Origin of the sequence: Maribacter sp. MMG018, from assembly GCF_018100785.1 — a bacterium.
In the GTDB taxonomy this organism is placed as follows: domain Bacteria; phylum Bacteroidota; class Bacteroidia; order Flavobacteriales; family Flavobacteriaceae; genus Maribacter.
The window spans coordinates 1-18,182 of record NZ_JAGJEC010000003.1; the positions used below are offsets into that span (position 1 = coordinate 1).

18 protein-coding genes are annotated in these 18,182 nt (G+C 33.6%); 17 read left to right on the forward strand and 1 reads right to left on the reverse strand.

The window, feature by feature from the left end:
- Positions 1–283 precede the first annotated feature (283 nt).
- The 7 genes from J8L85_RS14145 to J8L85_RS14175 all read left to right on the forward strand — a co-directional run bounded on the left by J8L85_RS14145 (position 284) and on the right by J8L85_RS14175 (position 7,596).
- Complete coding sequence (locus J8L85_RS14145; RefSeq protein ID WP_211018324.1) at positions 284–1,705, forward strand: serine hydrolase; 1,422 nt, start codon at positions 284–286, stop codon at positions 1,703–1,705.
- Between the two features lie 759 nt (positions 1,706–2,464).
- The gene (locus J8L85_RS14150; RefSeq protein WP_211018326.1) at positions 2,465–2,932 is read left to right on the forward strand and encodes a DUF1203 domain-containing protein; all 468 of its coding nucleotides are present in this window, start codon (positions 2,465–2,467) and stop codon (positions 2,930–2,932) included.
- A gap of 361 nt (positions 2,933–3,293) precedes the next feature.
- Positions 3,294–4,400 (forward strand): toxin-antitoxin system YwqK family antitoxin, encoded by a 1,107-nt coding sequence (locus tag J8L85_RS14155; RefSeq protein WP_211018328.1) that lies wholly within the window; start codon positions 3,294–3,296, stop codon positions 4,398–4,400.
- 286 nt (positions 4,401–4,686) lie between these two features.
- Complete coding sequence (locus J8L85_RS14160) at positions 4,687–5,436, forward strand: DUF6090 family protein (RefSeq protein WP_211018638.1); 750 nt, start codon at positions 4,687–4,689, stop codon at positions 5,434–5,436.
- A 154-nt stretch (positions 5,437–5,590) separates the two neighbouring features.
- A complete protein-coding gene (locus tag J8L85_RS14165) occupies positions 5,591–5,962 on the forward strand; it encodes a hypothetical protein (RefSeq protein WP_211018330.1) in 372 nt (123 codons plus the stop codon).
- A gap of 231 nt (positions 5,963–6,193) precedes the next feature.
- Positions 6,194–6,721 (forward strand): CbrC family protein, encoded by a 528-nt coding sequence (locus J8L85_RS14170; protein WP_211018332.1) that lies wholly within the window; start codon positions 6,194–6,196, stop codon positions 6,719–6,721.
- A gap of 170 nt (positions 6,722–6,891) precedes the next feature.
- Positions 6,892–7,596 (forward strand): hypothetical protein, encoded by a 705-nt coding sequence (locus J8L85_RS14175; RefSeq protein WP_211018335.1) that lies wholly within the window; start codon positions 6,892–6,894, stop codon positions 7,594–7,596.
- A gap of 68 nt (positions 7,597–7,664) precedes the next feature.
- On the opposite strand, the gene J8L85_RS14180 is transcribed toward J8L85_RS14175, so the two are convergent.
- Entirely contained in the window at positions 7,665–7,823 is a 159-nt protein-coding gene (locus J8L85_RS14180; protein ID WP_211018337.1) for a hypothetical protein, read from the reverse strand.
- A 342-nt stretch (positions 7,824–8,165) separates the two neighbouring features.
- Between J8L85_RS14180 and J8L85_RS14185 the strand changes: the two genes are divergently transcribed.
- The 10 genes from J8L85_RS14185 (at position 8,166) to J8L85_RS14230 (ending at position 17,985) form a co-directional block, all read left to right on the forward strand.
- Complete coding sequence (locus J8L85_RS14185) at positions 8,166–8,870, forward strand: hypothetical protein (RefSeq protein WP_211018339.1); 705 nt, start codon at positions 8,166–8,168, stop codon at positions 8,868–8,870.
- 367 nt (positions 8,871–9,237) lie between these two features.
- Positions 9,238–9,921 carry an ATP-binding cassette domain-containing protein gene (locus J8L85_RS14190; protein WP_211018341.1) on the forward strand — a complete coding sequence of 228 codons (684 nt, stop codon included), beginning with the start codon at positions 9,238–9,240 and terminating at the stop codon, positions 9,919–9,921.
- Positions 9,922–10,140: 219 nt separating this feature from the next.
- The gene (locus J8L85_RS14195) at positions 10,141–10,614 is read left to right on the forward strand and encodes a Crp/Fnr family transcriptional regulator (protein ID WP_211018343.1); all 474 of its coding nucleotides are present in this window, start codon (positions 10,141–10,143) and stop codon (positions 10,612–10,614) included.
- Positions 10,615–10,697: 83 nt separating this feature from the next.
- Positions 10,698–11,108 carry a DoxX family protein gene (locus tag J8L85_RS14200; RefSeq protein ID WP_211018345.1) on the forward strand — a complete coding sequence of 137 codons (411 nt, stop codon included), beginning with the start codon at positions 10,698–10,700 and terminating at the stop codon, positions 11,106–11,108.
- Between the two features lie 179 nt (positions 11,109–11,287).
- Complete coding sequence (locus J8L85_RS14205) at positions 11,288–11,713, forward strand: hypothetical protein (RefSeq protein WP_211018347.1); 426 nt, start codon at positions 11,288–11,290, stop codon at positions 11,711–11,713.
- A 234-nt stretch (positions 11,714–11,947) separates the two neighbouring features.
- Positions 11,948–12,487, forward strand: a complete 540-nt coding sequence (locus tag J8L85_RS14210) for a hypothetical protein (RefSeq protein ID WP_211018348.1) — start codon at positions 11,948–11,950, stop codon at positions 12,485–12,487.
- A gap of 155 nt (positions 12,488–12,642) precedes the next feature.
- Positions 12,643–13,125, forward strand: a complete 483-nt coding sequence (locus tag J8L85_RS14215) for a DinB family protein (protein WP_247656681.1) — start codon at positions 12,643–12,645, stop codon at positions 13,123–13,125.
- Positions 13,116–13,736 (forward strand): hypothetical protein, encoded by a 621-nt coding sequence (locus J8L85_RS14220; RefSeq protein WP_211018350.1) that lies wholly within the window; start codon positions 13,116–13,118, stop codon positions 13,734–13,736. The genes J8L85_RS14215 and J8L85_RS14220 overlap by 10 nt, the downstream gene beginning before the upstream one ends.
- Positions 13,737–14,582: 846 nt before the next feature.
- On the forward strand, positions 14,583–16,898 hold the full coding sequence (locus J8L85_RS14225) for an aminotransferase class III-fold pyridoxal phosphate-dependent enzyme (protein ID WP_247656682.1): 2,316 nt from the start codon (positions 14,583–14,585) through the stop codon (positions 16,896–16,898).
- 130 nt (positions 16,899–17,028) lie between these two features.
- Positions 17,029–17,985 carry a prolyl oligopeptidase family serine peptidase gene (locus J8L85_RS14230; protein ID WP_211018352.1) on the forward strand — a complete coding sequence of 319 codons (957 nt, stop codon included), beginning with the start codon at positions 17,029–17,031 and terminating at the stop codon, positions 17,983–17,985.
- Positions 17,986–18,182: the final 197 nt, after the last annotated feature.

The following is an 18,182-nucleotide window of genomic DNA, read 5'->3' on the forward strand; positions in this document are numbered from 1 at the left end:
ACGGAAATAACTATAGCTAACAATGCCTAAACGTAATGCTGACTTTTGGGCTAAATCGAATGGTCTGTGTATATTTAGAATGTCGCAAAATCTTATGGATTTTGCATTTTAGATAAAAAAAGAAAAAACAAAACCATAAGCTTTTGCTTTGTGCGTAGCTGGAAATCCGATGGATTTCTGCGCCGCACTAATCATAGCCGAACCGTTGGTGGCAATTAAAACTAACCTAAATTCAATGCAACATTCTATTTTTAAATCAGTCTTTAAATAAAACCAAATAAGAATGAAACAATTATTTATCACGATTTTACTTATATCACATATAATTTGTTTTAGTCAAGAAAAGTCCGAAATAGATGCGAAAATTGATGACTATATTACGCACCTTATAAAAAGGCAAGGAATTCCAGGAGTAGCTTTAGCTGTAGTAAAAAATGATGAAATAGTATATAAAAAGAATTTTGGATATGCCAATATTGAACATCAAGTACCTATTTCTGATAATTCAATCTTTAGAGTTTACTCATTAACAAAACCGATTATCTCCGTTGGGATATTTCAGTTAATTGAAAAAGAAAAAATTAATCTTGATGATTTTGTTTCAAAATACATATCTGACTTACCAGCTAGTTGGAATAACATAAAAATCAAACATCTATTATCACATTCTTCAGGACTTCCAGATATGTCACCAACTTCAGAGTTTAAAGACTTAACAGAAGAACAGGCAAAGAATAAAGTATTTAAGCAAGACGTCAAGTTTGAACCTGGAGAAAAATATGATTATAACCAAACAGGTTTTTGGATACTTCAAAAGATAATCGAAAACGTAACTAATGAAAGTTTAGCTGATTATATTCTTAAAAATCAGTTTAATTCTGGCAAAAAGGCATTTTTTTCTTCTGATTCCAGAGATATAGTACTGAATCGTGTAACTCCTTATTTTCCGTTTGAAAAAGGGACATTGATGATTGACCATCCATATTTGCAAGGTAGTTATGCACACTCCAAAAACGGGTTGAATATTACCTTGGACGAGTTTATCAATTGGTATAAAAAGCTTACTACAGATAAAATCTTGGACAAAGAATCAATAAATGTAATGTGGCAAAGTTTTCCATTCACAAAGTCTAATAAAAGTTTCACTTATGGATGGGATAAGATTATGGTAAACAATTATGAGTCTTATGGTTTTTCAGGTTCCTTATGTACAGCTTACCGAATCTTCCCTGAAAAGAATTTGAGTATAATCTTTTTAACTAATGGACTTACTAAATGGTATAACATAGACAACATTGTAAATCATATTGCAAGTTTAGTGGATAGAGATATTTCAGACATCAATAATTTGGCATTTGAAACGGTGTTGAGAGCAACTTATGAAAATGAAGATTTTAGTTCTAATTATCAGGTAATTAAAAACAATCCGATTTTTGAAAATAATAATTTTGAAGCACACTTAAATGATGTCGGTTACTTTTGGCTTTTAGGTCTTAATAATTCTGAAAAGGCAATCCGTGTTTTTGAATTGAACACAAAGGAATTTCCAAAATCTTGGAACACCTTTGATAGTCTTGCAGATGCTTATGAAAAGAACGGAAACTTTGATAAAGCAATATTCAATTATTTGAAAGCAATTAATTTAAATCCGAATGAAGAATATAAAACCAAAACAAATATTAAAATTAAGAAATTAAGAGGATAAATAACTACCACCAACAATGTGTATAAGTAATAGCCATTTGAGTGCTAAAACGAAAGTTTATTAATAAAACAAAGATCAGTGAAAACTGAAAAATTGGTGCATAGAAATTCGCTACTACTCATACACAGACCGTTGTAACACATTTAACCAAACAGATTCTGATAAAAAAACATTAAACATTTTACTTAATCAATATCTGTTTTTTCCATATAAATAATTAGGAAAACTAACTTATGAAAAAAATAATATTACTAATAAAAATTTCTTTTTTTGTCTATTTTACAATAATGCTTTTTTGTTTATTCCAAAATAGTTGTTATAATTTTTATTATAATTACTCACCAATAATTTCCTCTATCTATTCCGTTATTTTTATAGTTTTATTAATCAATAATATTATCGAGAAGTCAAATACAAAAACAATAATTCTAAATATATTATTTTTATTATTAGCCTGTTTTATCTTGACTTGTCATTTGCTCAACATTTAATTTATGTAACTAAAAAATAGAATTCTTTAAATACTGAAAGTGAATTAAAAGGCAAAGAAGTTCAGTTGGTTAAGGACTTCAAAATTATGAAGTCCAATTTTTATATAGTAGAATTTGCCTCGATCAGTGCCGTAAACTAACTGAATTGAAAAGAGAGGATAGAACAGAGTAAAAACGTGTTACAACAATTTGTATAATGCATATGCACCCTGCGGGATGCTACGACACCATACAAGAACCGTTGTAAAAAATTTAAAAAAAGAAAAATATGAACTTTCAAATTTCAGCATTAGACTACGAAATATTCGATTCATTTTTTAAACTTAACGATACTGAACTTGAAAAAGTAGGCGGAAAACGAATGATAGTAGATGAAAATCCGGGATTCCCTTGCAGAGTAAGTTTAGAAGATGCTGAAATCGGAGAAGAGGTAATTTTGATTCCTTTTGAATTTCACAAAACTAAAAGCCCCTATCAAGCAAAAGGTCCGATTTTCGTTAGAAAAAATGTAAAAACAAAAAAATTGGATATCAATGAAATTCCCGAAATGTTGAATCATAGATTACTTTCATTTCGTGGATATGACAAAAGTGGAATTATGAAATCAGCCATAACGGAGAAAGGAGATAAAACTAAAGAAATCATAGAGAAGATTTTTGAAAATCAGGGAATAGAATACATTCAAATCCATAATTCGAGTCCTGGTTGCTATAATTGTCAAGTGAACAGAACTTAAAAACAATTTGCATCATACTTAAAAATAAAAACGCAAGTATAACGCATACGGAATTTAAAAGCAGAAACTGGCATAAAACTTTTTACAACAATACCTAAACGTAATGCGGACTTTAGGGCAAAACTGAATGGTCTGTGTATATTTATAAAGTCGCTAAATTGAAAATTACGCGCCGGCGAAATATTCAAAATTAGCTTTGGATAAAAAAGAAAAAACAAAACAAAAAGCTTTCGCTACGAGCGCAAACGGAAACTGGCCAGCACGCCAACTCGCCCGCTGCTGTCGCAGACGGCGTGCCCCGTACTTGCCATAGCCGAACCGTTGGAAGCAATCAAGAAAATAAAAAAAGGCTTTAAGTTAAATGAAAAAAATACTAATATTTCTATTTCTAATTATTCAATACTTCAATGTTCATTCACAGAATAACCAGATTTATAGAAAAGTGATTGACAGCTTTGAAACCCACAAGATTTCAGGAAATTTTAATTTTTCAAATGGGGAATTTCGATGGAAAGGAAAGTATTTAAACGGAAAAAGAACTGGAAAATGGAAAACGTATTATATCTCTGGTGAATTAGGCTATGTCGTAAGGTATTCTAATAATAAAAGAACAGGAAAAGCCAAAAGTTTTTATAAAAATGGGAATATAGAAAACATTGAAAGATATTCTAAAGAAGGATTTAGAAAAGGAGAATGGAAAAGCTTCTATGAAAACGGACAACTAATGAAAATCGAAAATTATTCGATTGGTATAGAAAACGGAATATGGGAATCCTATTATGAAAACGGACAACTAAAATGGATTCAAAAATATTCTGAAGGCAAGAGAATTGGTCCGTGGAAAACTTATTATGAGAATGGACAAATAGAAGAGTCTTCTTTTTTCTCCAATGGTGAATTAAACGGAAAATACAGTATTTACTTTGAAAATGGACAGTTAAAAAAAACAGTAAACTATATTGATGGCAAAGAGGATGGAGAATGCAAGGAATACTTTGAAAGTGGTCAATTAAAAAGACTGTCCAATTATTATAAAGGTCTTCTTACGGGTGAAAGAAAAAAGTATAAGGAAAATGGACATCTATGGGAAACGACATACTTTCATGATGACAAACTAAATGGAGAAATGAAACGCTTTTGGGAAACTGGAGAATTAGCCTTAGTTCAAAAATATTCGGAAGGAAAGAGAACAGGAGAAGGAATATCTTATTATAAAAATGGGCAGATTAGGTCAATAAATAATTATTATTTGGGGAATAGAATCGGTAAATGGGTAAATTATTTTGAAAATGGACAAATAGAAAATGTTACTTTCTTTTCTAATGATAAATTAAATGGAGAATTTCGGGTTTACTTTGAAAATGGGCAACTTAGAGAAGTTCGAAACTATATTGATGGTAAAGAAAAAGGAAAATGGGTGTCTTATGATAAAGATGGCAATTTAGTCAAAGAAACTGTTTTTGAATAATTTTTGAAATGACTGCTGCCAACAATACCTATAAACAATACGGGCTTAAGGTTTAATCGCTGGGTTTGTGTATTTTTATGATGTCGCTAAATTGAAAATTACGCGCCGGCGAAATATTCAAAATTAGCTTTGGATAAAAAAGAAAAAGCAAAACCAAAAGCTTTAGCTTCGTGCGCAGACGTAAACAGGCCAGGGCGCCAACTCGCCCACTGCTAACGCAGATGCCGTACCTCCGCACTACGCTTAGCCTAGACGTTAGCCTTCATTACGACCAACCAACGACCAAATGATAAAATTCTTTAGAAAAATTAGACAGAACCTACTTTCAGAAGGAAAAACTGGAAAGTATTTCAAGTATGCTATCGGAGAAATTATTCTTGTCGTGATTGGAATTTTAATTGCCTTGTCAATTAATAACTGGAATGAAAATCGAAAGGAAAATAATGCATTAAAAACATTAACTGAAAATCTGAATAATGAATTCCAAAAGAATTTGGAAGAACTTGAGACTGACTTAACACGTGTTAAAAATTCAATTACCGCGACTAACACTTTATTATCATATACTGGTTCAAAAAATATTGAGGTAGATAACACAATAATTGATAGTTTAATTTATTATGCTATTTCTAATCCTACTTGGAACCCCAGTTCTTATGTATTAAATGACATTAAAAATTCTGGAAAATTATCAACTTTGAAAAATGAAAACCTTAAACTTCTTTTATATGATTGGGACAGACTTTATGAAGATATTCTAGAATGGCATACTGGCTCAACTAATAACACAAATAGAATAGTTTATTTTGTAAGTGAAAAAGGATCTTTAGTTAATATTGACTATTATAATAACAAAAATGAAAAGGACACAAAGTTCGACATTGAAAATATAGACTTATTACAAGAAATACGTTTTGAAAATGACCTAGAGAACAGTTTATATTCTTTAATAGAAATAGAAAAAAGGTATGATAAAGCACGTGTTTTATTAAGAAGAATTATAGAGCTTTCGAATAGTAATGATATTACAAAATAAAATAACGAAAGGCTAACAATGGCTATAAGTAATTGCTTGTTCTCGCCTACTTCTGAAAATCCTCTCGGATTTTCTATTCGGTTTGTATTTGCTAAATTAGGTGCTTAAAACACGCAACAAACCATATACAAAACCGTTGTAACCAATTTGCGTGATGAAACGGATAATAATCGGAATAGGACTGCTAATCTTGATCGGAATTCTAATTTTTCGATTTGATTTACCTTTGAAAAAGTCGAACATAATTGGCACTTATGTTAGCACAGAAACGAATCCATTTCTCACAGAAGTTCCGCACAAATCTGACACTTTAATTTTAAAAGCCGACGGTACTTTTGAAAGCGGATTTTATGGAATCGGAAATTATAATGTGAATTACGGAATCTTAACGACCGAAATTGATTGGACCTACGAATTCGAAATGGGACAAGCTCGACAAAGAACGTATTTTAATAATAAGGTCTTTGAAAAGCCAAAAATTATCCTGAATTCGGACATGAATCATTACTATGAAAAAATTAAATAAAAACTGGTTACAACAACGCCTATAGTTCATTGCTGCGGAATTTCCTACCGGAAATTCTTATCTTGCAATGATGGCTAGTGTATCTCGGAATGTCCTAGCTGACGATTCCGCAACGAAATCATAGCCGAGACCGTTCTACACCATTTGAAACAAACATTCGTCATAGCATTAATATTAGTAATCGGAATAGTTTCTGGCTGTAAAAACAATAACACTCTGAATTCAAAAAATATGTCTGAATTACCAAAGTTTAAATACCAACCGAACGCACTCGAATTGGGAATAATTGAAAAGAAAAATATTGATTGTCCAGTTTGTGAGAAAAATAGAGACTATGCTTACTCTGGCGGAATTTACGCTGTGGAAGAAGTTGAATTTATTTGTCCTTGGTGTATTGCGGACGGAAGCGCAGCCGAAAAATACGATGGAATGTATATTGACGATGCTTCTTGCGAAGAAGTTTCTGACCAAAATAAACTAACTGAATTGGTTACGAAAACACCAAATTATGTGAGTTGGCAACAAGAAGTTTGGCTTGCACATCACGATGATTATTGTTCATTTGAGAAATATGTTGGCTGGAAAGAGATTGAACATCTGAAAGAAAATTTATCAGACGATATTGAAAGAATTAAATCGGAATATGGATTATCGCAGTCGGAATTTGAGCAATATTTAGTAAATGATGGCGGAATGCAAGGTTATTTATTTAAGTGTTTACATTGCGACCAACATCGATTACATATCGACACGAATTAATAAAAATCGGAATAAAAACACCTACACACAACAATGGCTATAAGTAATTGCTTGTTCTCGCCTACTTCTGAAAATCCGTGCGGACTTTCAGCTTGGTGTGTACTTGCAAAGATTAGTGCTAACCCACGCAACGAAATCATAGCCGAGACCGTTAGCCACATGAAAAAACAATGAGAAAGACAATATTAATATTCCTTTTAATTACACTTGTGCACTTTGGATATGGGCAAAACTCAGAAATATCAAGAAGCCAATTAACCCAACAAGAAATTGATTCGATTTTTACCGACAGCTTAAAGACTTCACTTAAAATTGACTTTTCCATACATCGTATTTATAAATATGATGACAAAGGTGGAACCCATTTTCTGATTATGACCAAAAATGAAATTGAATGCGATAATGGACAAGAATGCTATGACTCAATAGAAGCTTTTTGTTTTAGTTTCAAAGACGACCGATTTATACAAGAATGGAAATTAACCGACTTTATTCTTCCAAAGGGCAATCAAGTTTCTAAGGAATATTCGATTAATTTTTGGACAAAATATTTTGAATTAAATGACTACGACAATGATGGATCTATTGATCCAATAATGGTTTATGGAACATATGGAATGAATGGAACAGATGATGGACGAATTAAAATATTGGTTTATCATAATGGCAAAAAGAGAGCAATTAGACATCAAAACGGAACGCTAGACTTTGAGAGAAACACTAAAGTTGACGAATTGTATTACGAACTTCCAATCGGAATAAAAAAACGCGTTAGCCAGATAATGGCAAACATAACAGAAAATGAACACGGAATTTTTCCTTATGGTTGGCAAACCGCAATGGAAAATAAGAAATTGAACTTTGACGAAAATTAACTATAAAAAACAGCTGCCAACAAAGAACCGAGGTAAAAAACAAACAAATTCTTTCTTAATTTAAGACATTATCGCTCCATGGCCAATGCACCGGCGGGCAACTCCTTAAGCAACTTCTTTAACCCAGAACCATCATTGGTGTACCGGTCGTGTACTACGGTACTGCCATACACATCAAAGACATCTTTACCGATGTCGACTCCAAAAGTTTCCTTATATTTATTCATAGGAACTGATTTTTGAAAGAACCAGCTACTGGCATCACAACCACTTGAAAACGAGGTCGAACCTCACAGAACCGAACGTGGTTTAAGTAATAAAAGAAAGAGGATTATCAATATTGACGAAGTCGAGGCTTCACCGTAAATACCAACCTTAATTCTCTCTTTTGTTCTTTCTGGTTATTGCATCAATTTACAGCGAACCAAACTTAAGCCGTATATAAAAAATTGCTGGTGTTGTGCTAAATCAAAGGTCGTTGCACGTTTGCTACGTCTTATTTTCCTACGGAAAATCCTCGCACGTAAACCCGCAACTATTCTTATACATAAACGTTAGCTTTAATTTAAATGGGATCAAAAGCAGAACACAACTTTTTTACAGCAACTGCGATATGGTATTTGCTAACTGTATTTTGGGGTTTTGCTCCTTCCTTTTACCTTTCAAAATATTTTGAAAACCCTGACCCATTACCTATTCACCTTGTAATTCACGGAATTATTTTCACAATTTGGGTACTCTTATATGCAGTTCAGGTTTTTCTAATTCGATACAAAAATTTTCGAGTCCATCGATCGCTCGGAATATTTGGACTGTTTATTTTAATTCTAATGATTCCAACCGGAATTTTCCCGTCAATTTACAAAGTGTATGCAGGCACTACAACAATTGATGGTGCTGGACACAATGTTTTGAGATTATTTTCAGGTTATATATTATTTTCTTTCGCATTTTTCTATAGAAAAAAAGTGTTCCTTCATAAACGATTAATGTTAGGTGGCATGGTTATGCTGATGAGCGCAGCTATTTTTCGAATGTCGTTTGATTTAAATATGCAGACTAGTCAACTATTCAACAAGGGACTTCAAGTATTACCTGCTATTACATTATTTGTATTTGATTTAGTTCGCTACAAAAAAGCAGTTTTTATTGATCTTATATCTGTAATTGCGGTATTTGGCATTTTTTACTTTGCCGATTATTTCTGGTTGTCAAATTTTGGAGAAGCATTTATGAACGTCTTGATTTCAATATTTATAACTCCATTCTTATGAATGATTAAAAAAACCAAACAATAAGCTTTAGCTTCGTGCGCAGACGGAAACTGGCAAGCGCGTCAACCCGTTGTAAGTAATTTAAAAATAGACCTCTGAGAATATTAAAAAACATATTATTATTCCAAAAAAAGATATTTTTCGTCTCGTATATAATTTCAATAGTGATTGGAACATTACTTGGCGGTAAACTTTCAACAATAGGATTTTGTTTCATTTTCATTGCTCCCGTAATTCAATATTATGTCTATGACATAAAATATAAAAACGAATATTACTATTACTTTAATTTAGGATTAGGCAATATTAAACTTTGGGCTTCTACCTTTATAATAGCATTAATTAATCTGTTGATATTATCTCTTATATGAATAGACTACATATTGACAGTTTAACCAAAAAATATAATGATAAAGTAATCCTAAGTGATATATTCCTATCGTGCGAAAAAGGTGAAATAACAGGTTTAATCGGTAGAAATGGTTCTGGAAAGTCTACTCTTTTAAAAATAGTATTTGGGACTGAAAAAGCTGAATCGAAATTTATACGAATAGGCGAAAAAATAATTAGAAATATTTCAGATGGTAGAAATCTAATTAATTATTTACCTCAAGACAATTTCTTGCCAAATAATGTAAAAATAGGCACATTAATAAAGCTATTTCTTTCAAAAGAAAATTCGGATATCCTATTTAACAACGAGCAGATAGTGCCATTACTAAACAAACAAAATCAAGACTTATCTGGCGGAGAAAAAAGAATAGTGGAAATATTACTAATCATTCATTCCGATTCGGAATACATTTTACTGGATGAACCTTTCAATGGAGTAAGCCCCCTTGTCCGTGATTATATCATAGAATACATTAAGAAAATGAAATTGAATAAAGGATATATTATTACGGACCACGATTTTGAAAATGTAATCAACTTAGCGGATAGTATCCTGTATTTACAAAATGGATATTTAAAAAAAATCAATGACAAAAGCGAGTTGGTCGAGTTAGGTTATCTAACAAAAACTACTTACAACAATACCTATAGCAAATAGGGCGAAAAGTATTAAATTTAGGGGCTTGGGCCTATTTACTATGTCCGCCGAATTGAAGATTACGCCAGCGAAATATTCTAAATTGGCTTTGGGCAAAAAAAGAAAGAACAAAAGTTTTTGCTTAGCGCGTAGCTGGAAATCCGTCGGGTTTCTGCGCCGCACTACTCATAGCCGAGACCGTTGTATGCCATTTGAACGAACCCTAATAAGACTTGGAAATTGAAAAAAATAAACGCAAAAAAAGGAACTCTTTTACAACAAAAAGGAGAGATAAGTTCTAAGGTTTATCTTGTTGAAAGTGGTTTGTTACGAAGCTATACAATCGATGAAAAAGGAAAAGAACATATATATATGTTTGGTCCAGAAAACTGGTTAGTTGCCGACAACTGTGAACCCAATACACCTTGTCAATTATTTATAGATGCTATTGAAGACACCATTATAAATGTCGCTACAAAAGAAGAATTATTAAAAGAAGGCCCAGACCTAAATGCCTTGTTAAGACGTTTAAATACTATGCAAAATAGAATTATAATGTTAATGAGTTCAAGTGCAAAAGAAAGGTATGAGCATTTTATTAAAACCTATCCGAACATTACTCAAAGAGTGCCCCTAAAAATGGTAGCCTCTTATTTAGGAATTACGCCTGAAGCCCTGAGTCGTGTTCGAAATGAACTTTCTCAAAAAAAATAATCTAATGTCATTTCTTGATGTACATCAATGCATAGGCTTTCTAAAACTATGTTTTTTGTGCCATAAAATAAAAACAAGGTAAAATGACAAATCAAAAAAGCAACAAAGCGATCAATATAGCATTATGGATTGCACAAGGACTATTAGCTGTCATGTTTATAATGGCAGGTATTATGAAAGCTACTCAACCAATAGAAGCATTAGCAGAATCACTTCCATGGGTTACATCTACACCATTAAAATTGGTAAGGTTTATTGGTATTAGTGAATTATTAGGAGGATTAGGTTTATTAATTCCATCCATTTTTCGGTTCAAACCTTTTTTAACTGTTTGGGCCGCTTTAGGTCTTGCATTGGTAATGGTTTTAGCAGCAGGATTTCATGCATCACGAGGTGAATTTCCAAATATAGGAACGAATATTGTTCTAATTGGTATTGCGCTTTTTATTGCTTGGGGAAGAAGTAAAAAAGCACCTATACTTCCTAAAAGTTAGTGGCAAATTAACAGTTGAATAAAAACGGCACACAACGATGTGTATAGGCAATAGCGGTTTGAGTTACAACTTGAACCGTTTTTTCACTTTATTAAAGTATATTGTAATCCTAAAAGTAGTTGTATAAAATTCGCAACTACTTATAGCCGAGACCGTTGTAATGCATTTATTCAATCTAGATGAAAACAATACTAACAACTTTATTTTTAATTAGCACCTTAACTTCATTTTCTCAGTCGGATAAAATAATTGGGGAATACTTTCTTGAACTTGGAAACGGAAAGCACCAAATTGAGTACAGACTAAATATTTATTCGGACGGAACATTCGTATTTCACTCGTATACCAATAATCAAAATGGAATTCCACCAATAGTCCATAAATACGGAAAAGGAACTTGGAAATTAAATGGTGAAGTCGTTTCATTTTTTACAAGTAAGGAAAATGACTTAGACGAAAAATACACTCTGAACTTTAGTGACTCCAAAGCTAGATTCGTTACAAAACCTTCTCGGGACAAAACGGACAGGATAATAAAGACTAGACTAAAGTTTTTTGAGAGTGAAATCTTTTGGATAAAGGGACTTGACATTTTTAAAACATAAAATACACATTACACCAAAGCCTAAACGTAATGCGGACTTTAAGGCTTAACCGAATGGTCTGCGTATATTTATAATGTCGCTAAATTGAAAATTATGCGCCAGCGAAATATTCAAAATTAGCTTTGAAAAAGAAAAAACCAAAAGCTTTTGCTTAGCGCGTAGCTGGAAATCCGTCAGATTTCTGCGCCGCACTACCCATAGCCGAGACCGTTGTGCAACATTTAAATCACGATAATGAAAAGAATAATTGTAGTAATCTTTATAATGTTATTTCATTCAGCGAACGCTCAAACTGAAAATGATATTTCAATTTTCCATAGGCTATTGATATTTAATTCTCAAAATGAATTAATGGTTGTCAAAATTGAAAATGCTGACTTTTGGGTAACCCCAGGACTATATCAAACAAAAGAACAAACAATTAGAGAAGGATTAGACAGTATTGCATCATCCTATGGAATTAACATAAAGGAACTTCAACTAAAAGGAACCTTTATTCTAAAAAGAGAATTGAATGGAAAAAATTCAACATCATTGCGAAATATTTATACAGCAAAAATCAAAGATGGAGTAGATCAAAGACCAAATGGAATTGAGGAAATTAATTGGCTTCCTCTTAAAAAAGCAATGAAAAAAATCACTTTTCCTCACATCAATTCAATGATTAAGTCAATAATGGCAAATCCAGATAAAGTTTGGGGAGGAACTTTACTTCAGTACAAAGAAAATGATAAATGGAAAACAAAAGTATTGGAGGAATTTTATACTATTTGAAACATAAAATAAGTACTACCGCCAACACCGTGTATAATTTATTGCTAGTACCGGCCTACTTACAAAACCCTCTCGGATATTTATTCGGTTTGTATTTGCTAAATTAGGTACTTGACCATGCTCAAAACCGTTGGCCGTAATGTAAAACGACATTTTTGAAAACAAACAAAATGACTCAATCTGAACTCATAATTTTAAACTTTACAGAAATTAGGAGAAGAAGTATAAAACTTTGGAACGGACTACCTGAGAAATATTACAATTGGAAACCGGACGAAAAGGCAATGACCGCCATAGAAATGGTCAGACATGTTTTGGAAGCCGATTACGGATGGAATATAATAATCAAAAATGGGAGTATGACCAATTATCGAACGCCTTGGAAAAATCGCCCCTTTATTAGCGTTTCTGACGAACTTGAGTTTGCCGAACCTTATAGAAACACATTTTTAGAAAGCATTCGCCAATTTTCGGATAGAGAATTGAACGAAACGGAAATCGTTCACCCCGGAAATGGGCACAAAAAAAACCTCGGGAAATATTTATTACGAATTGGATATCATGAATCTGTTCACGCAGGGCAATTCATTTCATATCTGAGAGCAATGAAAATTGACCGCCCCGAGATATGGGACTAAAGAATAAAAAACCAATGACCATAACCAAAAAGCTCAAAAATAAAACTGAATCGATATACAAAACATTCTTTATTATTGGACTCGTTTTCTTTCTAATCGGTCAGATTATATTGTTAAAAGGAAATGATTTTGTGTACGCCCAAGAACCTATAGATTTTGCCCATTGGTTTTTGTTAATTGGAGTAGTATTACTAATTCCCCAAGTTGTTTCTTTTCCGAAAAAAATCTTTAGCCTAATCGGAATTCCCTTAACTTTAATAGGGATCACCTGTATTATTGGAATGTGCGTATTGGACTTCGTATGGTGGAGCTTTCCAAACGAAGAAATGCGTAATGAGTTTACTGATCATATTTCGAAAGTTCCATCAATCTGGAAACCTTTTGTGACCATAGGACCAAGTTCTAAAATTTTTAATCTTGGTTTATTGATTTTAAGCTTTAATTACTTTCAAAACAATAAGACAGGAATAGTCATTATTTTATTGGCCAACCTAATTTTGTGGCATATAGTCCCATTGCCATTTCGACTTATTTTTGGCTATGCGCTAACCCTAATTGGTTTTAGTCTAATTTTTGTTCGAAGTGGAAATAAAAACCTGCTAAAACAATAGTTATAGGTAATTGTTTGTTCTCCTCCACTTCTGAAAACCTTCACGGGTTTTCTGTTTGGTGTATACTTTCAAAGTTATGTACTAACCCATGCAACTACACATAGCCGAGACCGTTGGCACTCATTGAAAAAATAGACACAAATAAGCAGATCTAAAAAGAATTGTAAAGCAAAAAATCATTGAAGGCGAAGACTTACCTGAATAGCAAGAAGCATTGGATGTTTGGGGTTTTAATAAAGATGATAAGAGGTATTATTCTAAAATAAAAGCAACGATCAAGGTCTAACATTAACGTGTACCGTATTTGCACCTCGCCCCCTACCCCTTATATATATTGATACTTTCCGCATTGGGAAGTAAGGACATAAAACAGCCACCTATTGCAATATGGGGCGTTCATAACTTAGTTATGAATGTATGCCATGTATAAAACCTTGCTCTGTTCTAGATGACTTTACGTACCCTTTTAGATTACAGCAATTGCTTATTGCCCCCAAAAATTTAAATCGGTCACTAAATATGGGTGTTTAGAATTTACGGTAATTACAATGACCATATTAGAACTAATTTGTTGCTTCTGTTTCAGGGCCGTTTTGCTATATTTAGGCTATGTATAAAGCACATAGGTTTTAGAGAAAGTAAAAGACATAGTATAGAACATAATTTTCTATGTGGCTATTTTACAACGTAAAGAAGGACAAGCAATCGAATCTTGGATCAATTTTAATTTTTTTTACAATCAGCTTTCAGTGTACATTAACGATGATTTTCACGAATTAGATTATTGTAAAAAGGAAACCGGGATCAGTGTGCCGATTTCTTGTTTTGGGTGTTAAGAAAATAAAGATGGATTTGGAAGAACCCGAAAAAATTGGAATCAAAAAAATGAACACTTTTTTAGAAAAAGAATTTGGCATCAAAATTCAGAACAACAAGATTCTTGATGGTTACGATAACAAGAACTATCATATCTCTACAGCAGAAAAAGATTTCATATATAAGACATATAAATATTCAGAATCGCTAAAAGATACCGTTGAAGCAGAGAATGAAATTCTTCTGTACCTCCAAGAAGAATTTGATGCACGCATTCCTACGCCTATTCCCTTTAAAGACAATTCCTATGTAAAACTAGTAGATTCAGATAACGGTAAAGTAATTTCCCGCATGCTCTCTTTCTTAAAAGGGGAATTTCTTGGCAGTTCGGCACACACACCATCTTTATTTAAATCTTTGGGAACTTTCTTGGCAAAGCTAGATATCGCACTAAAAGGCTTAAAAAACTACACCGTTAAAGCCAGAAAATGGGAATGGGACCTGCAACACTTCGACCTGAACAAAAAATATATTAATGACATTCCCGATCCGAAAGACAGAAGTCTAGTTACCTACTTTTTTAATCAATTTGATGAAATTGTCAGACCTGTCATTCCAGAACTTAGAAAACAGATAATTCACAATGATGCCAATGAATGGAACATTCTCGTTCAAAACGGTGACATTTCTGGAATAATCGATTTCGGAGATGTGGCCCATACTTTTTTAATCAATGAATTGGCTATTGCCATAACCTACGGATGTTATGACAAAGAAAATCCGCTAGAATGGGCCGTTATACTAATTAAGGCCTATCATCAAGTACTTCCGATAGAAGAGAAAGAACTAAAAATTCTGTATTACCTCATAGCTGCAAGACTTTGTACCAGTGTGTGTAATTCGGCGCACGCTCGCAAGGCCGACCCTACCAACACCTATGCATCTATAAGCGAGAAGTCGGCTTGGAAAATGCTATATCGTTGGCTTACTATAAATCCCATAAAGGCCGAAAATGAATTTAGAAAAGCCGCTGGTTTTTCAAGGCTGGAACAAATTGAAATCAACGAAGTTCTAAAAAGAAGGCATCAACATATCAGCCCTATACTATCATTGAGCTACGAACAGCCCATCCATATGGTTCGATCCGCGTTTCAGTATATGTATGATGCGGACGGGAATACGTTTTTAGATGCATATAACAACATTCCCCACGTTGGACATTCGCACCCAAAGGTGGTAGAGGCCGGCAAAAACCAAATGGCCAAACTAAATACCAATACACGGTATCTATTTGATGAACTGGCCATATATGCAGAAAAATTACTGAGTTATTTCCCCTCTAAATTGAACAAGGTATTTTTTGTAAACTCTGGAAGTGCAGCCAGTGACCTGGCCATCAGAATGGCCAATAACCATACGGGAACATCGAACATGATGGTGATGGAACTAGGGTACCACGGAAATACGCAAACCTCTATTGACATCAGTGATTATAAATTCAGCAACCCCAAAGGGCAAGGACAAAAACATCATATTATAAAGACCCCAATACCCGACACGTACAAAGGAAGGTATCAAAAAGACAACCCCAATGCGGGCAAGCTATACGGATTAGATGCAGTAGCACAAATTAAGGATAGTAATGTGCCTATTTCCGCGTTCATTAGCGAACCTATTGTGGGTTGTGCCGGTCAAGTGCCTTTACCTACGGGGTATTTAAACGAAATATACCCGGCAATACGGGCGCAAGGCGGTATATGTATCAGTGATGAGGTACAAACGGGTTTTGGCCGGGTAGGCGATCACTTTTGGGGTTTTGAAGCACACGGAGTTGCACCGGACATGGTAATCCTTGGTAAACCCATTGCTAACGGTCATCCTATGGGTGCTGTGGTCTGCACAGATGAAATCGCTACTTCTTTTGAAAAAGGTGTAGAGTTCTTTAGTTCATTCGGTGGCAACCCCGTTTCTTGTGCCATAGCTACTGCGGTATTAGATGTGATAGAAGAAGAGCGATTACAAAAAAATGCCAAAGAAGTGGGCGAACATTATTTATCGCTGTTAAGTGAATTAATGCTAAAATATCCCTGTATCGGGGATGTTAGGGGATCCGGATTATTTATTGGTTGTGAAATAGTCAACGATCATACCAAGGACCCAGACACCTCATTGGCAAGTCATATTAAAAATGAGCTGAGAAACAGGCATATTTTAATCAGTACAGACGGCCCTTTTGATAACATTATCAAAACAAAACCTCCCCTATGTTTTAGCAAAGAAAATGCCGAGGTGGTAGTATCGACCATTGATGACGTACTAAAAACACATTACAACAATGTGTATTAGTTATAGTGGTTTACGTGACAAAACGACCCTATGGCCCAAAAATAGGGCGCTGTGCTAAACCGAAAGGTCGGCGCCTAAAAATCAACTACTTTTAAAACACTAAACCGTTACCGAACACTAAGAAAGATAAATGAAAAAAATCTGTCAATTATTCATCCTATTCTATGCATGCACTCAAGTATTTTCTCAATCTGGCATCTATAACATCAATCAAATTAAAATAAAAAAGACCTATAAAGAACTTAGCCCAATTGGAAAATATCGATATGATAGTTTGTCATACGAAAAAGCCAGAAAGCAAAAGGAGTACGTTTTTGAGACTTTCAATTATAAAAGTGATGGATTTGAGGTAAGCGGTTACTTATGTCGCCCAAAAAAAGCGATCACCAAAAAAGTACCTGTCATTATTTATAATAGAGGAGGTACCGGAAATTTCGGAAAATTATCAGAAGAAGATTTACCCGATTTTTACTGGCTTGCCAAAAACGGATTTGCAGTGTACGCATCAAATTACCGCTTTGTCGGTGAAATGGGAAAAATGGATCAATCAGGAGGAGATGATATAAACGATGTTCTAAATCTATATAACATAGTAAAGAAAATTGATGATGTAGACGGTAACAATGTTTTTATGATGGGTGTTTCTAGAGGAGGAATGATGACCTACCAAAGTCTTAAAAAAATCAATGTCAATGCAGCCGCTGTAATTGGTGGTATTGCGGACTTCAAGTTACATACCATACAAAGACCTATATTTATTGGCGGTTGGTCAGATTTAGAAGAAGAGTATAATTATAAGGGGTTGGCCAACATTTTACCCGAATTTAATAAAAACAGTGAAAAATATCTAAATGAACGCTCTGCAATAGAATGGGCCGATGAAATAAACACCCCAATTTATATTTTACATTCTAGACAAGATGGAAGGGTATCCGTTACCGGGGCGATTGAACTTGTGCAACAACTTGATTCGTATAACAAAGAGTACAAATTCAAAATATATAACAGAAAAAGTCACAGTTTGCCCTATTCAAAATTTGATTCGTTTGAAGAAATAACCACATGGTTCAAAAGCCACCTGAAATAACATATACCAACTATGCATGGTTATAATTTATTAAATACTAGAATACGTCCTCGAACGGAATTTTTTTGAGCGGAGAACTGACTTTATATAATGTCAAAAACATAATACCAGTTCTAACCCATTACATCTTCTCCCCTATTTCTAAAAAAGCTACCATATTTTTTTCGGTCCGAATTTGCTAAATTAGGCGCTTAAAC